We start from the raw sequence: 19,307 nt of genomic DNA, 5'->3' as shown, positions 1-19,307 counted from the left end.
GAACGGTTGATGCGGTCCGGCTTGCGAACGCGTTACCGGCGAGCCACGGCCGCCGCCACCCCGTCGAGCAGCACCTCCAGGCCGCCGCGGAAGTTCTCCACCGCGTCGTTCTCCAGGTACGGCAGCTCCGGGTCGACGGGCTCGCGGTCGCCTTCCAGCAGGTGCAGCACCGGGAACCGCCGCGCGAGGTCCGGTTCGACCTCCAGCAGCACCGCCGACCGCGCGTACCACCACTCCTCGTCGCCCTCACCGGTCGCGGTGCGGGCCGCCCGCGCCTCGGCCAGCGCCTGGGCTGCGCCGCGCACGAAGTAGTTGATCGCGCCGACGATGCCGCGCAGCCGCCGGGCGGGCAGCCCGGTCGTGACCACGACGGCGGCCAGCGACTCGATGACGGCGAACTCGTGCGGGCCGAGCACCGGCCGGGCCTGCGACACCTGCAGCACCCACGGGTGGCGGCCGTAGAACTCCCACATGGCGTTCGCCCACGCCGTGGCGGCCGCGCGCCACCCGTCACCGAGGTCGTAGGAGGTGGGCAGCTCGGCCATCGCGCGGTCGTACATGAGGTCGACCAGCTCGTTCTTGCCCGGCACGTAGGTGTAGAGCGCCATGGCCGTGCGCCCGAGCCGCTCCCCCACCGCGCGCATCGACAACGCCGCCATGCCGGCCTCGTCGGCGACCGCGATGCCCGCGTCCACGATCGCGTCGACGCTCAGCGCGGGCCGCGGGCCGGGGCGGCGTTCCGGCACGGCCCCGGCACGCCAGAGCAGCTCGATCGAACGGCGGGGATCGCCCTGCCCTGCGTAGACGACCACCTTGCGACTCCTTACAGCGTAAAGTAACCTCGTCAGTCCACACTTTACGGCATAAGCAATACACCGGGGGAAAGCACTCGCAATGACCGCTGCCGACAGCCACGACGTCATCGAGGTCCGCAGGGCCAGGGAGAACAACCTCGCGGACATCTCGCTCGACCTCCCCAAACGCCGCCTGACCGTCTTCACCGGCGTGTCCGGGTCCGGCAAGTCCTCGCTGGTCTTCGGCACCATCGCCGCCGAGTCCCAGCGCATGATCAACGAGACCTACACCGCGTTCCTGCAATCGTTCATGCCCTCGATCGGCCGCCCGGACGTGGACGCGCTGCGCAACCTCAGCGCGGCGATCATCGTCGACCAGGAGCGGATGGGGGCGAACGCCCGCTCCACCGTCGGCACCGCCACCGACGCCCACACGATGCTGCGGATCGTGTTCAGCCGCCTCGGGCAGCCGCACGCCGGCACGTCCGGCGCGTTCAGCTTCAACCTGCCCGAGGGCATGTGCCCCACCTGCGAGGGCCTGGGCAAGGTCACCGCGATCGACGTCGACGCGTTCGTGGACCGCACCAAGTCGCTCAACGAGGGCGCGATCGACGCACCCAACTACGGCGTCGACACCTGGTACTGGCGGGTCCTCGCCCACTCGGGCCTCTACTCCCCCGACAAGCCGATCGCCGAGTTCACCGAGCAGGAGCTCCACGACCTCCTGCACAAACCGACCACGAAGATCACCATCGGCGGCACCAACGTCACCTACGAGGGTCTCGTCGTGAAGCTGCAGCGCACGATCCTCGCCAAGGACCGCGAGTCCATGCAGCCGCACGTGCGGGCGTTCGTCGACCGCGCGGTCACGTTCACCACCTGCCCCGCCTGCCGCGGCGCCCGGCTCAACGAGGCCGCACTCGGCTCGCGGATCAACGGCGTGAACATCGCCGACTGCTGCGCCATGCAGATCAGCGACCTCGCGCGGTTCGTGCGCTCACTCGACGACCCGTCCGTCGCACCACTGCTCGCGACACTGCGCGGCACGCTGGACTCGCTGGTCGAGATCGGCCTCGGCTACCTCTCGCTCGACCGCGAGTCCGCCACGCTGTCCGGCGGCGAGTCGCAACGCGTGAAGATGGTGCGGCACCTGGGTTCCTCGCTCACCGACATCACCTACGTCTTCGACGAACCGACCGTCGGCCTGCACCCGCACGACATCCGGCGCATGAACGACCTCCTGCTGCGCCTGCGGGACAAGGGCAACACCGTCCTCGTCGTCGAGCACAAGCCGGAGACCATCGCGATCGCCGACCACGTCGTCGACCTCGGCCCCGGCGCCGGCGTCAACGGCGGCCACCTCTGCTACTCCGGCGACGTCAGCGGCCTGCGCTCCTCCGGCACCCTCACCGGCCGGCACCTCGACCACCGTGCCAAGCTGCGCTCCGAGTTCCGCTCCCCCAAGGGCTTTCTGAGCATCACCGGCGCGTCGCACAACAACCTGCGCGACGTCTCCGTCGACCTCCCGCTCGGCGTGCTCACCGTCGTCACCGGCGTGGCCGGCTCCGGCAAGTCCTCGCTCGTCCACGGCTCGCTGCGGGGCCGCCCCGGCGTCGTCACCGTCGACCAGTCCCCGATCCGCGGGTCGCGCCGCTCCAACCCGGCCACCTACACCGGGCTGCTCGACTCCGTCCGCACGGCGTTCGCCAAGGCCAACGGCGTGAAGGCCGCGTTGTTCAGCGCCAACTCCGAAGGCGCCTGCACCCACTGCAAGGGCATCGGCCTCGTCTACACCGACCTCGCGATGATGGCCGGCGTCGCCACCGTGTGCGAGAAGTGCGAAGGCAAGCGGTTCACCCCCGAGGTGCTGCGCTACACGTTGCGGGGCAAGAACATCAGCGATGTCCTGGCCATGCCGGTCGCCGAGGCCCGCGAGTTCTTCCCCGCCGGCCAGGCCCATGCCGTGCTCTCCCGGCTGCACGACGTCGGCCTGTCCTACCTGTCCCTCGGCCAGCCGCTCACCACCCTCTCCGGCGGCGAACGGCAACGCCTCAAGCTCGCCATCCACATGGCCGAGAAAGCCGCCACCTACGTGCTCGACGAACCCACCTCCGGCCTGCACCTCGCCGACGTCGACCAGCTCCTCGGCCTGCTCGACCAGCTCATCGACGCCGGCAACACGGTCGTCGTCATCGAGCACCACCTCGCCGTCATGGCGCACGCCGACTGGATCGTCGACATGGGACCGGGAGCAGGCCACGACGGCGGCCGCGTCGTCTTCACCGGCACCCCCGGCGACCTCGTCGCACACTCCGACACGCTCACCGCGCACCACCTGAAGGAGTACCTGGCATGAGCCTGCTGACGGTCACCGGGGTGCGGGCGCTGACCCCGCGGATGACCCGCGTGACGTTCACCGGCGACGGCCTCGCCGACCTCGGCACGTGGCCCGACCAGCAGCTGAAGCTGTTGTTCCCCAAGCAGGGCGGCTCCGCTCACGTCTCGGACGCCACCGACACCGGCACCTGGTACCAGGCCTACCTCGCCCTCCCAGAGCAGACCCGGCCATGGATGCGCAGCTTCACCGTGCGCGCGCTGGCCGACGGCGTGCTGACGGTCGACTTCGTGCTGCACGGCGACCACGGCCCAGCCGCCCGATGGGCCGCCACCGCGAAACCCGGTGACGTGCTCGGGCGGTTCGGGCCGTCCCGCGACTACGCCCGGCCGCTCGGAACCGCCGAACTGCTGGTGTTCGCGGGCGACGAGACCGCGTTGCCCGCGATCGGCTCGCTGCTGGAGGTCCTGCCCGCGCACCAGCGGTTCCTGGCCTTCGTCGAGGTCGCCGACCCCGCGGAGGAACAGGACCTGCCCGGCGTGCGGTGGGTGCACCGCAGCGCCGGGGAGGACCTGGTGTCCGCGGTCAGCGCCGTGGAGGTGCCCGCCTCCGTCTGGGTGTGGCTCGCCGGCGAGGCCTCCGCCGTTCGCCTGCTGCGCAGGCACTTCGTGAGCCTCGGTGTGTCCAGGGAGGACATCGAGTTCACCGGCTACTGGCGGCGCGCGCTCACCCAGGACGACGCCCCGACCGAGGACGACCTCGCCGAGGCCCGGGAACGGATCGCCGCGCTCACCGAGTGACCCCGCGGAACTCCAGCAGGTAGCGCTGCGGCGTCAGCTCCACGACCTGGTCGAGCACCAGCCCGCTGTCCGCCGCCACCCGCTCCAGCTCGTCGACCCGGCGTTCCCGGCCACCGAAGTGCACCAGCATCACCAGGTCCATCTCGGTGCTCGCCCGCAGTCCGCCGACCGCCTCCACCACCAGCACCCGACCGCCCTGCGGCGCCGCCTCCGCGCAGCGCCGCAGGATCCGCCGGGCGTGCTCGTCGTCCCAGTCGTGCAGGACGTCGAACAACAGGTAGGCGTCGGCCCCCGGCGGCAACGGGTCGAAGAAGCTGCCCGCCGTGGCCTTCGCGCGGTCGCCGAACGGCTCGAACGCCTTCTGCGCCTCGGTCACGTCCAGGTCGACCAGGTGCCCGGTGATCCCGGGGTGCGCGGCCAGGACCGCGGCGAGCTGCCGGCCGGGACCACCGCCGACGTCGACGACCGTGCCGAACCTGGCCCAGTCGAAGCCGGCCACGACCTGCGGGAGCTGCTCGCGGATGCGGAACGCCATCTGCGCGTCGAACGCCCTGCGCAGGTGCGGGTGGTCGGCCAGGTCGGACCAGAAGTCCTGGCCGTAGCGCAGCGGGTAGGCCGCCTCGCCGGTCGTGACGCTGTGCCGCAGGTCGACGAACGCCAGGTCGGCGCGGCCAGCGGCGGTGCTCGCGTCCAGCAGGTTCGCCAGGCCGTTGTCCGCGTCCCACCGCAGATGGGCGCCGAACGGCGTGGTGCGGTAGCCCTCACCCGCGCGTTCCAGTACGCCGAGCGTGACCAGATGCCCCAGCAGCAGGTCCAGACCCAGCGGCGAGACGTCGAGGTCGGCGGCGAGCTGGTGCGCGGTGCCCGGTTCGGCCAGCAGCTCCGGCAGGCCGAGGGTCACCGCGACCCGCAGTGCCATCGGCGTGACGAGGCCGGCCATCTTTCGCAGCGTCTGCACTTCGTTCTTGTGGTCCACGACGGTCCACCGTCCCACCGGCGTCAACTTGTTTTCACTCAACACTGAAGAGATAGTGTGGAACAAGTCGACGTTCGGCGCCTACCGTGTGCATATGAGGACCAACTGGGCCGGCAACGTCACCTTCTCCGCGGCCTCGGTCGTCACGCCCGAGTCGGCCGACGACCTGCGAGCCGTGGTGCGCGGCGCCTCGGCCGTGCACGTCGTCGGGAGCGGGCACTCGTTCAGCACGGTCGCCGACACGACCGGGACGCTGGTGTCGCTGGCGGCGATGCCGGAGGAGTTCGAGGTCTCCGGGACCACGGCACGGGTGAGCGCGGGCATGACGCTCGCACAGCTGGCACCGCGGCTGGAGGCCGAGGGGCTGGCCCTGCACACCCTGCCGTCGTTGCCGCACATCACGGTCGCGGGCGCGGTCACTACGGCCACCCACGGCTCGGGTTCCCGGTCGCTGGCCGGTGCCGTGCGCGCGGTGGAGGTGATGCGCGGCGACGGGTCCGTGGTGTCGCTGACCTCACCGGGCGCGGTCGTGTCGCTGGGCGGGCTGGGCGTGGTCACGGCGGTCGAGCTGGACGTGGTGCCGTCGTTCCAGGTGGAGCAGACGGTGTACGACGACGTGGCGTGGACCGCGCTGCTCGGGTCGCTGGAGCAGGTCTTCGACGGCGCGTACAGCGTGAGCGCGTTCATCGACTGGCAGGGCAGCGCGACGCTGTGGGTGAAGCACCGGGTGGGCGACCACCCGCACGCCTTCCCCGGCCGGCCGGCGGACGGCCCGCGGCACCCGGTGCCCGGCCAGCCACCGTCGCGGTGCACCGTGCAGGGCGGGGTGGCGGGACCGTGGCACGAGCGGCTGCCGCACTTCCGCGCCGAGTTCACCCCGTCGGTCGGGGCCGAGCTGCAGACCGAGTACTTCGTGCCGCGCACCCGCGCGGTGACGGCGTTGCGCGCGCTGGCGGAGATGTCGACGGTGATCTCACCGCTGGTGCAGACCTGCGAGATCCGCACGATCTCCGCCGAGCCGCAGTGGCTGAGCCCCGCGCACGACCGGGACAGCGTCGCGATCCACTTCACCTGGGTGCCCGACACCCGCCGGGTGCTGGAGGTGCTGCCGCGCATGGAGGAGGCCATCGCGCCGCGGCCGCACTGGGGCAAGCTCTTCACGGTGCCGGCGCCGTTGCTGGCCGCCCGCTACCCGCAGTGGGACGCCTTCCGGGCGTTGCTGCGCGAGCACGACCCGAAGGGCGTGTTCCGCAACGACTTCCTGACCCGCTACCTCGGGTCGACGGCATCCAGCTGACGCCGCGGCAAGTCCGCCTCCGGCCCGCGCAACCGCGTCAGCGGCCACCGCGGGGTCGACGTCATCGCTGTCGAGCCGCAGGATGCCCTGCGGGCCGGTCATCCACCCTCGACCACCGCGTCCCCTTCCCTGCGCAGCTCCTCCAACTGCCCGTCCGAGAACCCGTACGTCGTCACCACCGTCATCTTCGCGCTCGTCACCAGCAGCCCCGGCCCCCACGCGTCCACCACGACCCCGCGCTGGTGCTCGGCGGTGAAGAACGGCCTCCCGTCGACCGCGAACGCCACCTCGGCCGGCCAGAACAGGGTTCGCCGCGCCTGGCCGGGGTGGAACTCGTGCGCGAACTTCAGCTGGTGCAGGAACGTGACCCAGCCCTCGGTGATGTCGTCGTAGTAGTCGTCCCACTCCGGCGACGTGCCCTTGGGTGCGCGGGTGCACACGACCCGCGTGCCCTCGGGGACCGGGGACAGCGCGAACGTGTCGTGGCCGTGGACGACCAGGGTGGTGCCGTCCTCCCGCGCGTTCTCGAAGTAGATCTGGTCGATCTCCGCGTCGAGCTCGGGGAGGTCCCAGCCGTGCCAGTGGCGGATCTTCTCCCTGTCGCGGAACGACCGCCACACCTGCTCGACGGGTGCGGCCACGGTGATCTCGATCCGGACGCCGTCATCGCTCATCGGGAACTCCAGGGTGCCCCAGTGCGACCACCCGGTACGGGCGGCCGGTTTCGGTGTCGTAGCGCAACGCGAGCTGCCGCACCGCTTCGGCCAGGTCGCTGGTGAACTCGTGGACTGCGCCGGGCTCGCCGAAGCGGACCGTGGTCTCCACCGTGAACGTGAGCAAGCGCTTTCCGGCGTCGGCGGCCGAACCGGCCATCCGCCCGACCTCGCGTGCGGTGTCCGCGGCGACCGACACGAGGTGGGTGGCGGCGAACTGGTCCTGCACGCCGGCGGCCACCGACCGGCCGGGGCGGGCGCGCAGCACGCGCTCGACGCAGCCGCGGCGCCGGCGTTCCTCGACGAGCTCGACGAGGCCGGCCTGCTCCAGGGCGCGCACGTGGTAGTTGACCCGCTGCCGCGGCAGGTCGAGCGCTGCCGCCAGCTGGGTCGCCGACGCGGGCGAGGCCAGCAGCTCCAGCAGCGAGCGGCGCAACGGGGAGAGCTCCACGGCCGTCACGGTGCCATTTGACAAAATCATTTGTCAATACCGGAACGCGACCGGAAACAGGTAAGTTCGTTGACGGTTGCAACAAACCGCCTCCACCCTGGGACCGTGAGAACCCCCCTGCTGGTGGCAGCGTTGGCAGCAGCAGCGATCGTTCCCGTGTGGACGGTCGCCGCGCAGGCCGACGTCGTGCCAGGAACCGCTTATCAAGTGACGAACGTCGGTAGCGGGAAATGCGTGGAGTCGCTGGGATCGACGAACGGCGCACAGCTCCGGCAACAGGCCTGCTCTGGGCAGACGTGGAAGTTCACGCCCACGAGCGACGGCTACCACACGGTCGGCGAAGGTGCCGTCTGGGACGTCTCGAACGTGTCCACCACGGACAACGCGGCGATCCACATGTGGCAGTCCTTCACCGCGAACAACCAGCAGTGGCGCGCCGAGCAGGTGGGCACGGACACCTACCGGTTCGTGAGCCGCCACAGCGGGAAGTGCCTCGACGTGCCCGGCGCCACCACGGGCGACGTCCAGCTGGTCCAGTACACCTGCAACGGGACCAACGCGCAGCTCTTCCGCCTCACCTCCGGCACCCCGAACCCCGGCCAGCCCGACTTCGGGCCGAACGTGCTGGTCTTCGACCCGTCGACGCCCGCGAGCACCATCCAGGCGCGCCTGGACGACGTGTTCCGGCAGCAGGAGACCGGGCAGTACGACGCCCGCCGGTTCGCGATCATGTTCAAGCCCGGCAACTACAACGTCGACGTCAACATCGGCTTCTTCACCCAGGTCCTCGGCCTGGGCCTGCTGCCCGACGGCGTGACGATCAACGGTCAGGTGCACGTCGAGGCCGACTGGTTCCAGGGCAACGCGACGCACAACTTCTGGCGCGGCGCGGAGAACCTCGCGATCCGGCCGCCGAGCGGCACCAACACGTGGGCCGTCTCGCAGGCCTCCGCGATGCGCCGCACCAAGACCTACGGCAACATGCAGCTCGACGACAACGGTTGGTCCAGCGGCGGCTTCCTCGCCGACTCCGTGGTCACCGGCCAGGTCCGTTCCGGTTCGCAGCAGCAGTGGCTGTCGCGCAACACCGAGTGGGGCTCGTGGACCGGGGAGAACTGGAACATGGTGTTCGTCGGTGCGCGCAACGCGCCGCAGACCTCGTTCCCGGAGCCGCCGTACACCACGGTCGCGCAGACGCCGGTCGTGCGGGAGAAGCCGTTCCTGAACGTCGACGCCGGCGGCGGCTACAACGTGTTCGTCCCGGCGCTGCGCAGCAACTCCAGCGGCACCACGTGGGCGAGCGGGCAGCAGCAGGGCACCAACATCCCGCTGTCGCAGTTCTTCATCGCCAAGCCCGGCACGAGCGCGGCGACGATCAACCAGCAGCTGGCGGCCGGCAAGCACCTGCTGCTGACGCCGGGCGTCCACCAGGTCTCCGAGCCCATCCGCGTCACGCGGCCGGACACGGTGGTCATGGGCCTCGGTCTCGCGACCGTCATGCCCACCAACGGGAACATGGCCCTGGACGTGGCCGATGTGGACGGTGTGAAGATCGCCGGTCTGCTGCTCGACGCGGCTCCGACCAACTCGCCGCTGCTGGCGCAGATCGGCGCGCCGGGCAGCAGCGCGCGGCACCAGGCCAACCCGACCTCGGTGCACGACCTGTACGTGCGCATCGGCGGTTCGGCGGTCGGGCGGGCCACGACCTCGTTGGTGGTCAACAGCCACGACGTGATCGGCGACCACCTGTGGCTGTGGCGCGGCGACCACTCCTACGGCGTCGGCTGGAACCTCAACACCGCGGACACCGGGCTGGTCGTCAACGGCAACAACGTGACGATGTACGGCCTGTTCGTCGAGCACTACCAGAAGTACCAGACCATCTGGAACGGCCAGGGCGGCCGGACGTATTTCTACCAGAACGAGATGCCGTACGAGGTGCCCGACCAGGCGGCGTGGATGAACGGGTCCACCCGCGGCTACGCGGCCTACAAGGTCTCGAACAACGTCACGACGCACGAGGCGTGGGGACTGGGCAGCTACGCCTTCATGAACGCGAACCCGTCCGTGGTCGCCGACCGGGCGTTCGAGGTGCCGAACACCCCTGGCGTGAAGTTCCACAGCATGGTGACGGTGTCGTTGGGCGGCAAGGGAACCATTCAGCGGATCATCAACAGCTCGGGCGGCACGGCGACCGCGGGGTCGACCGAGGCCTACCTGGCGAACTACCCGTGATGACGCGCTGAACCCGGAGGAACCGGCCCCGTGCTCCGCCCTGGAGCACGGGACCGGTCCGTCCCGGTCAGCCCAGCCGCTTCGGGCGGTTGATCTTCATCTCGTCCATGTCGGTGACCTTGGCCTTGAGGCCGCGGAAGTCGACGCCCAGCTCGTCGAGGGCGGCGCTCGCACGCCGCAGGCCCGCGTCGTCCGGCTTCTCCGCCGCCGTGAGGATCACCCGGTAGCTGAAGAAGTCGAGCTTCTCGTCGAACGTCAGCGCGCCCTCCTCGCTGAACCCGGCGTCGCGCAGGAAGTCGAAGCCCTCCAGGCGTTCCCGCAGCGCGGCGCGCTGGTCGTCGGTGAGGTCGGCGAAGCGACCGCGGACGAGTACTCGGTAGGTGTGTTCAGCCACGAGAAAACATCGTGCAGGAACGCCCCGCACTCTGGCGAACGATTTCCGCGGTGCGCAAGAATCATGATCCATGAACGCAAAGGACCTGGTCACGCGCATCCGGACGGAGCTGCACCCCGGTGAACACGACAACCTCGTGGTCAAACTGATCGAAACCGGACAAGCCCCGCGCGCCGTGATCGCCACGTTCGCCGCCGAGGAGCACCACATCGTCTCCTCCGACTGGCGAACATTCCTCACCCTCGCCGCGAAGGCAGAGGAGCCGAACGCACGGGCGTTCTTCACCCTGCTCGCCGGTGGCGAGGAGCTGGTGCTGCCGATGCTGGAGCCGCTGGCCCGCGCGGCCGGCATGACCGCGAAGGACTTCCACGCGCACGAGCCGTTCCCCGGCTGCCAGGCCTACCCGGCCTACCAGTCGTGGATGGCGCTGAACGGCGAGCCCACGGACGTCGTCCTGGCGATCCTGGCGAACTTCACGGCGTGGGGCGGCTACTGCGCCCGGATGGCCAAGGGCCTGCGCGAGCACTACGACTTCGGCGACGAGGCGTGCGGGTTCGTCGACTTCTTCGCCCAGCCGGCCCCGCAGGTGGAGGAGCGGGCGCTGGCGGCGATCCAGGCGGCGCTCGACGCCGGGTGGCAGCCGAAGCACGCGTGGCGCTACGGACGCCTGCTGCAGGCCTACGAGCTCCAGTTCTGGTCGACGCTGGCCTGAGGCCAGAGCGTGGTTCCCGTCGTCCGGCCGGGAGGGCGGGAGCCGCGCTTCACACCTCGTCGGGGACGTGCACCCACCCCTTGCACTCCTCGCCCGCCACCTCGACCCTGGGCAGCGGCACGAACACCCAGTCGTCGACGCCGTCGTAGCCGTGCCGGATCACCGAGCGGTGGATCGGCTCGGACACCACCAGCACGAGCGGGGCGGTGGCCTGCTCGTGCGTCGACGCGGTGAGCAGCCTGGTCGCGATGTCGATGTCCTCGCCGAACCAGCCGAAGTCGTCGCACGCCACGTCACCGGGGTGGATGACGAGCCGCAGCCGCAACGGGTGGTCCTGCCCGGCGTTGCGCTCGTCGAGCAGCGCCTTCAACCGCGGTACGAGCCTGGTGAGCAGCCAGGTCTTCGGAATCCGGTCCGTCGGGTGGACCAGCACGATCAGCCAGTCGCCGCGGTCGACGAACCGGTCCCGCAGGTCGGGGGTCACGCCGCTGTCCACGAGCGCGTGCTCGACGAGGTCGATCACGGCCCTGCGCAGCAAGGCCATCACGAGGTTGCTGCAGGCCGTCGGTGGTGTCATGGCCACAGCGAGGATCGTGCGCTGACACGGTTGTATCGAGGGGGTACTCATGGCTCCCCGCCTCCTGACCTTCGAACGTGCGGAGGTACGGGCACTGGCGGTGGTTCACCCGTTTGGGCAGTGAACTTCAGTTAACTTCAGTTGATCTACTTTTAGGTCTATATTTGAGAGTAAGGCTCGACTGAAGTTCAGGCAATAGGGAAGATTGTCTGCAAAGTCTTCGGTTGACTGAAGCGAAACTGAAGGACGTGACGGCATGTCTTCTGCCGAGGAGTCGGCACAACACCTGGCGCGGCGACTGCGCTCGCTGCGCAAGCAGGGCTGGCCGGGCAAGCGCATCACACAGGAGCAACTCGGCGAAGCGTTCGACGTCAGTGTCCCGCTGATCTCGTCCTGGGAACGGACGTCCAACCCGGTTCCTCCTCCGGAGCACCGCCTCGAGGCCTACGCCACCTTCTTCGCCACCTCGCGTTCCACAGAGCGTCGGCCGTACCAGGTCCTCACCCACTTGACCGAGGAAGAGCAAGCGATCAGGGACTCTCTGCTCGCCGAGCTCATCGACCTGCGCAACAGGGCGCAAGGCGAATACCATGCTGGAGGTGCGGCGGCGTTCACGGACAACCTGTGGCGGTTCCCGCCAGGCGAGGACATCACGATCGTCTGCTCCGCGTTGCCGCCGAAGCTGCTGCGGCAACTTCCCGCATCACACTCGGACGACCCGGACTACATCGAGCTGTACCAGTACTCCGACCTGGATTCCCTCTTCGAGATCCACGGTCACATCCGCGCGATGAACCCCGACAGCACCGTGTACGTGCGCCCGGGGTCGGACAACCTCGCAACCGACGAGTACATCGGTCACCTCGTGCTGCTGGGCGGAGTTGACTGGAACCAGGTGACCGGCGAAGTGTTGCAGCGCATGAGCCTGCCCGTGCAGCAGCAGGGTCGGCCCGACGACACGGACACAGGTGGGTTCGACGTCGTCGAAAACGGCGTGGTGGTCAGGACGTTCCAGGCCGAACTGCGCACGATCGACGGACGAAGACTGCTCGAACAGGACGTCGCACACTTCTACCGGTCGCGCAACCCCTTTAACAAAGATCGCACTGTCACCATTTGCAACGGCATGTACTCGCGCGGAGTGCTCGGCGCTGCCCGGGCTTTGTCAGACACCCGGTTCCGCGATCGCAACACGGCATATGTACGAAGCCGGTTCGCCGGTTACGACTCGTTCAGCATCATCAGTCGCGTGCAAGTCCTTCCCGGAGGAGCGGTTGTGACTCCGGACTGGACCGATCCCGAACAACTGTTGCACGAATGGCCCGCGTGAACAGCGTGACCGATGACGCCCAGTAAACAGTCCCGGCATCACCACGGCTCACACCGGGCACTGCTCTACGCCGCGCCGAAGAACTCGCCTCAGGCGCCAGTGGACGCGATAATCGTACCCACCATTCGCGAGCCTCAGGCCATGCACCACGCCATCGCCCTCGCCACGTCGCTGAACTGCCCTCTGATCGCGATGTGCAGTGGCGACAAGACGTCGACAGATGCGGTGAGCATGCTCGCAGTCGAAAGAAAGGTGGAGGTGCTCGCTGTCGACGTGGACAGCCTCCCCGCCGGACTGCTGCCCCGGTTCAAGACCAGCGCCTTGCTGGCGAGGACGAAGTTCGATTGGCACAGTGACATCAGCCGCAAACGCAATCTCGGGCTCGTGATCGCACAGGTGGCGGGCTGGGAACGCATCGTCTTCCTCGACGACGACATCGAGGTACCCGACCCGGCGGACCTGCGCAGGGCGGCCGCGCTCACCGACAACTACGCCGCGGCCGGCCTGAGCATAGGCGGATACCCCGACAACTCCGTCGTGTGTCGCGCATATCGCGAGGCCGAGGGGGCACAAGAGGCATTCGTCGGTGGAGGCGCGCTCGCGGTGCACACCAAGTCGAGGTCGTCGTTCTTTCCTGACATCTACAACGAGGACTGGTTCTTCCTGCTCGGCGACAAGAAGCTGCGGCCGACAGCCGTCATCGGCGCCGCGTTCCAAACGGCATCAGACCCGTTCGAGTTCGACGAGCGGGCGAGGTTGGAGGAGTTCGGCGACGTGCTGGCGGAGGGACTGTTCTGGCTCCTGGACGACAAGAGGTCGCTGACGGATGCCGACACCGCCTATTGGTCCCGATACCTGCTCAAAAGGTCGAATTTCATCCTCGAGACCATGGAGATGGTGCGTCGGTTCGAGGACGACGCTGAACGGAAGGCGAAAAAACTCAGCTCGCTGACAGCGGCGTTGGAGCGTTCGAAACTCATCAGTCCCGAACGGTGCGAGAACTACCTGCAGGCCCTGGCGCACCGATCGGAGCACATGGCGCCGACACCTCGGAACACTACAGCCGAACCGGAAGCGGCACCGTTGCAAGGACGACCTCCGCGCGGTCGTGACTGACCTCGGGCTGGGCCTCTGCAGCAGGTACCTCCGGCGCTAGCGGCTTCTCCATCACGTCGCACAGTTCTACGAACCGGTGGCCGTGCTCGTCTGGATACGAGTAGCACTTCACCTGTTCGTGGGGCCAAGACGCATACCCGAGCCGGATGTACAACCTGGCGGCTGCCGTGTTGCTCTCCTCCACCGCCAACGCGACCTTGTGGTGGCCCATCGCCGCCAACTGCCGCTCTGCGGCTTCGAGCAGCCTGGTTCCCACCTTCTGCCCCCGGTGACCCGGGTGCACCTCCAGGTGCGTGATCAGCGGAACGCCCCGCAGATGCGTCCGGATCTCTGGTTCCTCCGCAGGCGCCAGCCACAAGAAGACGTGGCCGATCGGCGCGTCGCCCTGCCAAGCGACCAGAAGTACGCCGAGGCCGCCCGACTGGCGTTCAAGCCGGTCAGCGAAGTACTGCCGCTGACCCAGCTGCCGGTCCAGCGAAGCCAGATCCCCAGGTCGCATCCGTCTTATGATCAAGTTGTGCATGACGAACCTCTGCACCACCGAACTGGTCGTTTGTCCTATCGTACCGCCGCCACTGGTCCGAAATGGACGGAGGTCCGGCAGTTCCGCGGCTGACCGCATTCCGCGTCAGCTCCGCAGGCGAGATGCCGGTTCAAGGACAGAAACCTGACACGGCGGGAAACAGCCTCGGCTTGCGGGTAGCTTGCCCGCAGGAGTGCGCTGCCAGGACAGGATCACCGTGACGAGCGAAGCGTCCGACATCGTTGTCGTGCTGACGGCCTTGGAGAGCGAGTACACCGCGGTCAGGGACCTCGTCGAGGAGCCGGCGGTACTCCGCCACGCCGCCGGCACGCGGTTCGAGGTCGGCCGGATCCGGGGCGGCACCGGGCGGGTGGCGCTGGCGTCGGCGGGTGCGGGCAACCAGCCGGCCGCGGTGCTGGCCGAACGGGCGATCGCCGAGTTCCGGCCGCGGGCCGTGTTCTTCGCCGGGATCGCGGGGGCGCTGCACGACGACCTCGACCTGGGCGCCGTCGTCGTCGCGACCAAGGTCTACGGCCACCACGGCGGTGTCGAGGGCGAGAACGGGTTCGGCGCACGGCCGCAGGCGTGGGACGCCGACCACGAGCTGGAGCAGATCGCGCGTGCGGTCAGCCGGGACGGGCGGTGGCGGCTGCCGACCGCGCCCAGGGTGGTGTTCCGGCCGATCGCCGCCGGTGAGGTCGTGCTCGACTCCCGGCTCACGCCGTCGGCGGAGCACCTGCGGCGGCACTACTCGGACGCGGCCGCCGTCGAGCTGGAGAGCGCGGGCACGGCGAAGGCGGCGCACCTGAACCGGGCGCCGTTCCTGACGGTGCGCGGCATCAGCGACAAGGCCGACGGGCGCAAGCTGGACACCGACCGCGCCGGGTGGCAGTCGATCGCGGCGGGCAACGCCGCCGCCTTCACCCTCGCGGTCGCCGCCGAGCTGTTCGCCTCGGCGCCCCGCCTGCCCGCGCCGGTCCCGGGCCACAGCGCCGCCGCGATCACGTGGCAGCGGCCGGTGGAGCTGAGCTGGCGCACCGACCTCATCGGCACCGGTTCGGTGGTCGAGCGGTGTGCCGTCGAGGTCCACCTCGTGCCGATGGACGAGTACGGACGGCTGGAGGTGCCCGCGCTGGAGCGCCTGCCGGAGCTCCTGGCCGCGCACGGGCGCGGGCACGGCCTGTTCACCGGCTCCGAGCGGCTGACCTCCGACGTCACGGCGGACGCGGTGTGGGTGCGGTCGGCGCCGAGCCCGGACGGTCACCGCGGGCTCGCCGTCCGCCGCTCCGGCCAGCGGTGCGCGTGGTCTCCCCTGCGGTACGACGCGCACGGGTCGGTGGTCGACCGCACCGCGCTGGGGCAGCAGGTCGAACGGTCGCTGCGGCTGCTCACCGAGCTGTCCGGGCTCTCCGGTGTGCCCGCGCCGGCCGCGGTCGCCGTCACCGCGGGGCTGGAACCGGCCGCGGGGCTGACCGAGCACGGTGCGGGCCACCTGCCGGGTGCCGGCGGGTTCTGCACGGCCGCGCGGATCAGGGTGCAGTCCGGTGCCGCGGTGCCGTTCCACGCCCTGCTGGCGCGCCCGCAGGAGGCGGCGCAGGAGATCACGGCCCGGCTGCACCTGGCGTTCCGGCAGGCGTGCTGAGCGGTTCCGCCGCCGGGGGACGACAGCGGAACCGCCCGCGGTGGCGCTACCTCGGCAGGTAGGCCCGGTGCTGCTTGGAGAACTCGGAGCCGTTGAACTTGTCCCAGTTGATCGACCACGTCATGAGGCCGCGCAGATTCGGGTACACGCCCTTCGGCTTGTAGCTGCCGCAGTTCGTGCCCTTGGTGAGGCAGTTCAGCGCGGTGTGGACGTCCGCGACCGACGTGAAGCCGTTGCCGGCGTTGACGGACGCGGGCAGGCCGATCGCCACCTGCTCCTGGCGCAGCGGTGCGAAGAACTTCGTCGCGTCGCCCCGCACCGGGAACCCGGCGAGCACCATGTCGGCCATGGACACGTGGAAGTCCGCGCCGCCCATCGAGTGGTACTGGTTGTCCAGGCCCATGATCGGGCCGGAGTTGTAGTGCTGGACGTGCAGCAGCGTCAGGTCGTTGCGCATCGCCTCGATCACCGGCAGGTACGCGCCGGTGCGGCTGTCCGCGCCGCCCGTGCCGCCGTAGAACTGGTAGCCGACCTGCACGAAGAACGTCTCCGGCGCCATCGTGAGCACGAAGTCGGCGCCGTAGCGGGACTTCAGCGACTTCAGCGCGGAGATCAGGTTCACGATGACCGGCGTGGTCGGGTTCTTGAAGTCGACGTCACCGGCGTTGAGCGACAGCGAGTGGCCCTCGAAGTCGACGTCGAGGCCGTTCAGGCCGTACCTGTCGATGATCGCCGACGCCGAGCGCACGAACGCGTCGCGCGCGGCGGTGGTCTCCAGGCGCACCTGGCCGTTCTGGCCGCCGATGGAGATCAGGACCTTCTTGCCCTTCTGCTGCTGGGCGCGGATGCCGGCGATGAAGTCGGCCTCGGACTCGACGTTCGGGCACTCCGCGACCGGGCACTGCGCGAACCGCAGCTCACCGCTGGTGGCGCTGGTGGGTTCCGCGAACGACAGGTTGATCACGTCCCACTCGTCCGGCACGTCGCGCATCCGGAGGTAGCCGGAGCCGTTGGCGAAGCTCGCGTGCAGGTAGCCGACGAGGACCTTGCGCGGCAACGAACCCGTGGGCGGCGGTCCGCTCGTGGTCGTCGTCGTAGTGGTGGTCGTTGTGGTCGTTGTGGTGGCGCTGGTCGTGGTCGTGGAGGTCGGCGGGGTGCCGCCGCCCGCGCACGCCGCGCCGTTGACGGTGCAGTTCTGCGGGTCGGCGGTGCCGGTGGCGTTGAACCCGAAGGAGACGCTGGCGCCGGGCGCGACCGAGCCGTTGTACTCGCGGTTGGTGAACACGTGGTGGTTGCCGCTCTTGGTGAGCAGCGCGTCCCAGTAGGCACCGGCGCTCGTGCCCGCGGGGAGGTCGAACTCGACCTTCCAGGAGCCGATGGCCGCGCTGGTCTCGTTCTTGACCGTGACCGTGGCGGTGTACCCGGTGGCCCAGGACTGCTTGGTGACCGTCGCCGTGACTCCGGCGGCGCTGGCGGGGGCGAGGCTCACGAGCACGGTGCCGAGCACCAGTGCGGCCACCGCGGCTATTCGAGCGAACAACGTCATGGCTGATCCATCCCTCACGCGTGGCGGCCGGCAGGGGGTCCACCGTGAATTGGACTAGACCATCTACCACCGCGTCAAGGTCGTAGACTGCGCACCCGTGCCCCACGCTCGTGCGACGGACGGAACCGCGCTCTTCTACTCGGTCGAGGGCTCTGGCCCTCCGCTGCTGCTCATCGCGGGCCAGGCGAACTCGTCGCGGTGGTGGCGGCAGGTCCTGCCGGACTTCACGCCGCACTTCACGACGATTGTGATGGACAACCGCGGCACCGGTTCCAGCGACAAGCCGGAGTCCCCGTACAGCACGCGGCTGTTCGCCTCGGACTGCGTCGCGGTGCTCGACGACCTCGGCCTGGACCAGGCCCTGGTGTACGGCACGTCGATGGGCGGGCGGATCGCGCAGTGGATCGCGGCGGCCCACCCGGAGCGGGTCTCCCAACTAGTGCTGGGCTGCACCTCCCCCGGCGGCCCGCACGCCGTGGAGCGCAGTGCCGAGGTCAGGAGGTCGCTGGCCCAGGTCGACCAGATGAAGGCGCGCAAAGCGCTCGTCGACCTGATGTACACACCGGCGTACCGCGGCCCGTTCAACACGCTCGGCGATCCCGCGATGCCGCCCTACGCGCGCAAGCTGCACCTCATGGCCAGCGCGGAACACGACGCGTGGGACGCCCTGCCGTCGATCTCCTGCCCGACCCTGGTCGTGCACGGCACCGACGACATCTTCAACCCCACCGCGAACGCACCGCTGATCGCCGAACGGATTCCGGGCGCGCGCGTGGAGCTGATCGAGGGCGCACGGCACGGCTACTTCGAGGAGTTCCGCGCGGTCGCGTCACCGCTGGTGGTGGACTTCCTCAGCTCGTGACCCACCGCAGCCCGCGCATCAACGCGTGGCCGGCGAGCTTGACCCCGGTGGCCTCGGAGACCGGCAGGTAGGGCAGCCGCAGCGGCATCCGCGCCCACACCGGCAACGTGGCCACGGCCGTGGCGCCCAGCACCGCGTACGGCCCCTTCGCGACCAGCGGAAGCGGTGCCTTGAGCAGCAGGAACCGCGCCGCCTCCCGGGCCTCCGGCGTGCCCTTGAGCTCGGGCCGGTAGGCGTCGAGCCGGTCCGCGAGCTCCCGCGTGGTCTCCGGCGGGTCCGCGATGCCCATGGCCCGCGCGATCACCGCCATGTCCCGCACGTACCCGTCGTAGTCGTCGAGCGGCTGCTCGCCGTAGCGCTGGTGGCAGCGCAGGAAGCTGTCCACCTCGGCCACGTGCACCCACTCCAGCAGGTGCGGGTCATCGGCGCGGTAGTGGCGTCCGTCGGACGCCGTGCCGTGGATGTACGTGTGGATGCGCGCCAGCTTGTCGATCGCCTTGTGCGCGTCCTCCTTCGTGCCGTACGTGGTCACGCCCACGAAGAGGCTCGTGCGCTGAAGACGCCCCCACGGGTCCGTGCGGTAGTCGGAGTGCTCGGCCACCGCCGCCATCGCCAGCGGGTGCAGCGACTGCAGCAGCAGTGCCCGCAACCCGCCGATGAACATGGCGTGGTCGGCGTGCACCTGCCGGATCGGGCGGTCGTCGGCGAACATGCGGGGGCCGGGTGCCTCGTGGATGGTGCGGACCTGGTCTTCGCGGTCCGGGCCCACGACCCTCTCGAACAGGCCGTTGCTCAGCTGCCGCCGCAGTGCTTCCAGCATGACCCCATGATGCGCGGCGGTAGCTGAGAACGGGACCTCCTCCGCTCAGGAAGGCGGGTAGGACGTCTTGCGCCGCGAAAGCAGCAGCCGCCTCTCGGCTGTCCGGGTGAACACCCCGGTTCGTCCGCGGTACCTCCTCCGCGCTGGAGCGGGACGTGATACGACAACGTTCGGAGGCAGACGA

The 19,307-nt window shown here is 69.6% G+C and carries 18 protein-coding genes; 9 read left to right on the top strand and 9 right to left on the bottom strand.

Features of this window, described 5'->3' with window-relative positions:
* Nucleotides 1–32 precede the first annotated feature (32 nt).
* Nucleotides 33–812, bottom strand: a complete 780-nt coding sequence (locus tag ACZ7CH_RS23550; protein WP_360392802.1) for a TetR/AcrR family transcriptional regulator — start codon at nucleotides 810–812, stop codon at nucleotides 33–35.
* 82 nt (nucleotides 813–894) lie between these two features.
* On the opposite strand from ACZ7CH_RS23550, the gene ACZ7CH_RS23545 reads away from it, so the two are divergent.
* Both ACZ7CH_RS23545 and ACZ7CH_RS23540 read left to right on the top strand, forming a co-directional pair.
* On the top strand, nucleotides 895–3,150 hold the full coding sequence (locus ACZ7CH_RS23545; RefSeq protein ID WP_470374853.1) for an ATP-binding cassette domain-containing protein: 2,256 nt from the start codon (nucleotides 895–897) through the stop codon (nucleotides 3,148–3,150).
* Entirely contained in the window at nucleotides 3,147–3,929 is a 783-nt protein-coding gene (locus ACZ7CH_RS23540) for a siderophore-interacting protein (protein ID WP_470374852.1), read from the top strand. Before ACZ7CH_RS23545 ends, ACZ7CH_RS23540 begins: the two co-directional genes overlap by 4 nt.
* Here ACZ7CH_RS23540 and ACZ7CH_RS23535 read toward each other — a convergent pair.
* On the bottom strand, nucleotides 3,919–4,905 hold the full coding sequence (locus ACZ7CH_RS23535; RefSeq protein ID WP_470374851.1) for a methyltransferase: 987 nt from the start codon (nucleotides 4,903–4,905) through the stop codon (nucleotides 3,919–3,921). The genes ACZ7CH_RS23540 and ACZ7CH_RS23535 overlap by 11 nt on opposite strands.
* 94 nt (nucleotides 4,906–4,999) lie before the next feature.
* Between ACZ7CH_RS23535 and ACZ7CH_RS23530 the strand changes: the two genes are divergently transcribed.
* A complete protein-coding gene (locus tag ACZ7CH_RS23530; protein ID WP_470374850.1) occupies nucleotides 5,000–6,202 on the top strand; it encodes an FAD-binding protein in 1,203 nt (400 codons plus the stop codon).
* A 98-nt stretch (nucleotides 6,203–6,300) separates the two neighbouring features.
* Here the strand turns inward: ACZ7CH_RS23530 and ACZ7CH_RS23525 are convergent, their stop codons facing one another.
* Nucleotides 6,301–6,876, bottom strand: a complete 576-nt coding sequence (locus ACZ7CH_RS23525) for an SRPBCC family protein (RefSeq protein ID WP_470374849.1) — start codon at nucleotides 6,874–6,876, stop codon at nucleotides 6,301–6,303.
* The gene (locus ACZ7CH_RS23520; RefSeq protein ID WP_470374848.1) at nucleotides 6,866–7,375 is read right to left on the bottom strand and encodes an ArsR/SmtB family transcription factor; all 510 of its coding nucleotides are present in this window, start codon (nucleotides 7,373–7,375) and stop codon (nucleotides 6,866–6,868) included. The genes ACZ7CH_RS23525 and ACZ7CH_RS23520 overlap by 11 nt, the downstream gene beginning before the upstream one ends.
* Before the next feature lie 96 nt (nucleotides 7,376–7,471).
* On the opposite strand from ACZ7CH_RS23520, the gene ACZ7CH_RS23515 reads away from it, so the two are divergent.
* Nucleotides 7,472–9,601, top strand: a complete 2,130-nt coding sequence (locus ACZ7CH_RS23515; protein ID WP_470374847.1) for an RICIN domain-containing protein — start codon at nucleotides 7,472–7,474, stop codon at nucleotides 9,599–9,601.
* 67 nt (nucleotides 9,602–9,668) lie between these two features.
* Here ACZ7CH_RS23515 and ACZ7CH_RS23510 read toward each other — a convergent pair whose 3' ends face one another.
* Entirely contained in the window at nucleotides 9,669–9,995 is a 327-nt protein-coding gene (locus ACZ7CH_RS23510) for a DUF6204 family protein (protein ID WP_470374846.1), read from the bottom strand.
* A 70-nt stretch (nucleotides 9,996–10,065) separates the two neighbouring features.
* Here ACZ7CH_RS23510 and ACZ7CH_RS23505 point away from each other — a divergent pair, with 70 nt between their 5' ends.
* Nucleotides 10,066–10,707 carry a thiaminase II/PqqC family protein gene (locus ACZ7CH_RS23505; protein ID WP_360392777.1) on the top strand — a complete coding sequence of 214 codons (642 nt, stop codon included), beginning with the start codon at nucleotides 10,066–10,068 and terminating at the stop codon, nucleotides 10,705–10,707.
* A gap of 49 nt (nucleotides 10,708–10,756) precedes the next feature.
* Here the strand turns inward: ACZ7CH_RS23505 and ACZ7CH_RS23500 are convergent, their stop codons facing one another.
* Nucleotides 10,757–11,284, bottom strand: a complete 528-nt coding sequence (locus ACZ7CH_RS23500; RefSeq protein WP_360392774.1) for a hypothetical protein — start codon at nucleotides 11,282–11,284, stop codon at nucleotides 10,757–10,759.
* A 256-nt stretch (nucleotides 11,285–11,540) separates the two neighbouring features.
* Here ACZ7CH_RS23500 and ACZ7CH_RS23495 point away from each other — a divergent pair, with 256 nt between their 5' ends.
* Together ACZ7CH_RS23495 and ACZ7CH_RS23490 are read left to right on the top strand one after the other, a co-directional pair.
* Nucleotides 11,541–12,614, top strand: a complete 1,074-nt coding sequence (locus ACZ7CH_RS23495) for a helix-turn-helix domain-containing protein (RefSeq protein WP_360392771.1) — start codon at nucleotides 11,541–11,543, stop codon at nucleotides 12,612–12,614.
* Nucleotides 12,615–12,755: 141 nt separating this feature from the next.
* Nucleotides 12,756–13,730 (top strand): hypothetical protein, encoded by a 975-nt coding sequence (locus ACZ7CH_RS23490; RefSeq protein ID WP_470374845.1) that lies wholly within the window; start codon nucleotides 12,756–12,758, stop codon nucleotides 13,728–13,730.
* Here the strand turns inward: ACZ7CH_RS23490 and ACZ7CH_RS23485 are convergent.
* Nucleotides 13,672–14,253, bottom strand: coding sequence for a GNAT family N-acetyltransferase (locus tag ACZ7CH_RS23485; protein WP_470374844.1), 582 nt, complete (start codon nucleotides 14,251–14,253; stop codon nucleotides 13,672–13,674). The two genes, ACZ7CH_RS23490 and ACZ7CH_RS23485, sit on opposite strands and share 59 nt — an antisense overlap.
* 217 nt (nucleotides 14,254–14,470) lie before the next feature.
* On the opposite strand from ACZ7CH_RS23485, the gene ACZ7CH_RS23480 reads away from it, so the two are divergent.
* Complete coding sequence (locus ACZ7CH_RS23480) at nucleotides 14,471–15,895, top strand: 5'-methylthioadenosine/S-adenosylhomocysteine nucleosidase family protein (protein WP_470371168.1); 1,425 nt, start codon at nucleotides 14,471–14,473, stop codon at nucleotides 15,893–15,895.
* Nucleotides 15,896–15,941: 46 nt separating this feature from the next.
* Here ACZ7CH_RS23480 and ACZ7CH_RS23475 read toward each other — a convergent pair whose 3' ends face one another.
* Nucleotides 15,942–17,441: a chitinase gene (locus ACZ7CH_RS23475; RefSeq protein ID WP_470374843.1), complete on the bottom strand. Its 1,500-nt coding sequence runs from the start codon at nucleotides 17,439–17,441 to the stop codon at nucleotides 15,942–15,944.
* 97 nt (nucleotides 17,442–17,538) lie between these two features.
* Here ACZ7CH_RS23475 and ACZ7CH_RS23470 point away from each other — a divergent pair, with 97 nt between their 5' ends.
* A complete protein-coding gene (locus ACZ7CH_RS23470; RefSeq protein WP_470371170.1) occupies nucleotides 17,539–18,303 on the top strand; it encodes an alpha/beta fold hydrolase in 765 nt (254 codons plus the stop codon).
* On the opposite strand, the gene ACZ7CH_RS23465 is transcribed toward ACZ7CH_RS23470, so the two are convergent.
* Nucleotides 18,293–19,123, bottom strand: a complete 831-nt coding sequence (locus tag ACZ7CH_RS23465) for an oxygenase MpaB family protein (RefSeq protein ID WP_360392753.1) — start codon at nucleotides 19,121–19,123, stop codon at nucleotides 18,293–18,295. The genes ACZ7CH_RS23470 and ACZ7CH_RS23465 overlap by 11 nt on opposite strands.
* Between the last annotated feature and the right edge of the window lie 184 nt (nucleotides 19,124–19,307).

The organism is Lentzea sp. NPDC037011, assembly GCF_055607425.1.
Note: the sequence above shows the minus strand (reverse complement) of the source record. Positions and strands in the feature narration are given on the sequence as shown.

What these genes read in the sequence shown, in the direction of transcription:
- ACZ7CH_RS23545 (WP_470374853.1), top strand. Translation starts at nt 895, where the DNA reads ATGACCGCTGCCGACAGCCACGACGTCATCGAGGTCCGCAGGGCCAGG.
- ACZ7CH_RS23540 (WP_470374852.1), top strand. Translation starts at nt 3,147, where the DNA reads ATGAGCCTGCTGACGGTCACCGGGGTGCGGGCGCTGACCCCGCGGATG.
- ACZ7CH_RS23530 (WP_470374850.1), top strand. Translation starts at nt 5,000, where the DNA reads ATGAGGACCAACTGGGCCGGCAACGTCACCTTCTCCGCGGCCTCGGTC.
- ACZ7CH_RS23525 (WP_470374849.1), bottom strand. Translation starts at nt 6,876, where the DNA reads ATGAGCGATGACGGCGTCCGGATCGAGATCACCGTGGCCGCACCCGTC.
- ACZ7CH_RS23505 (WP_360392777.1), top strand. Translation starts at nt 10,066, where the DNA reads ATGAACGCAAAGGACCTGGTCACGCGCATCCGGACGGAGCTGCACCCC.
- ACZ7CH_RS23500 (WP_360392774.1), bottom strand. Translation starts at nt 11,284, where the DNA reads ATGACACCACCGACGGCCTGCAGCAACCTCGTGATGGCCTTGCTGCGC.
- ACZ7CH_RS23495 (WP_360392771.1), top strand. Translation starts at nt 11,541, where the DNA reads ATGTCTTCTGCCGAGGAGTCGGCACAACACCTGGCGCGGCGACTGCGC.
- ACZ7CH_RS23490 (WP_470374845.1), top strand. Translation starts at nt 12,756, where the DNA reads ATGCACCACGCCATCGCCCTCGCCACGTCGCTGAACTGCCCTCTGATC.
- ACZ7CH_RS23485 (WP_470374844.1), bottom strand. Translation starts at nt 14,253, where the DNA reads ATGCACAACTTGATCATAAGACGGATGCGACCTGGGGATCTGGCTTCG.
- ACZ7CH_RS23475 (WP_470374843.1), bottom strand. Translation starts at nt 17,441, where the DNA reads ATGACGTTGTTCGCTCGAATAGCCGCGGTGGCCGCACTGGTGCTCGGC.
- ACZ7CH_RS23465 (WP_360392753.1), bottom strand. Translation starts at nt 19,123, where the DNA reads ATGCTGGAAGCACTGCGGCGGCAGCTGAGCAACGGCCTGTTCGAGAGG.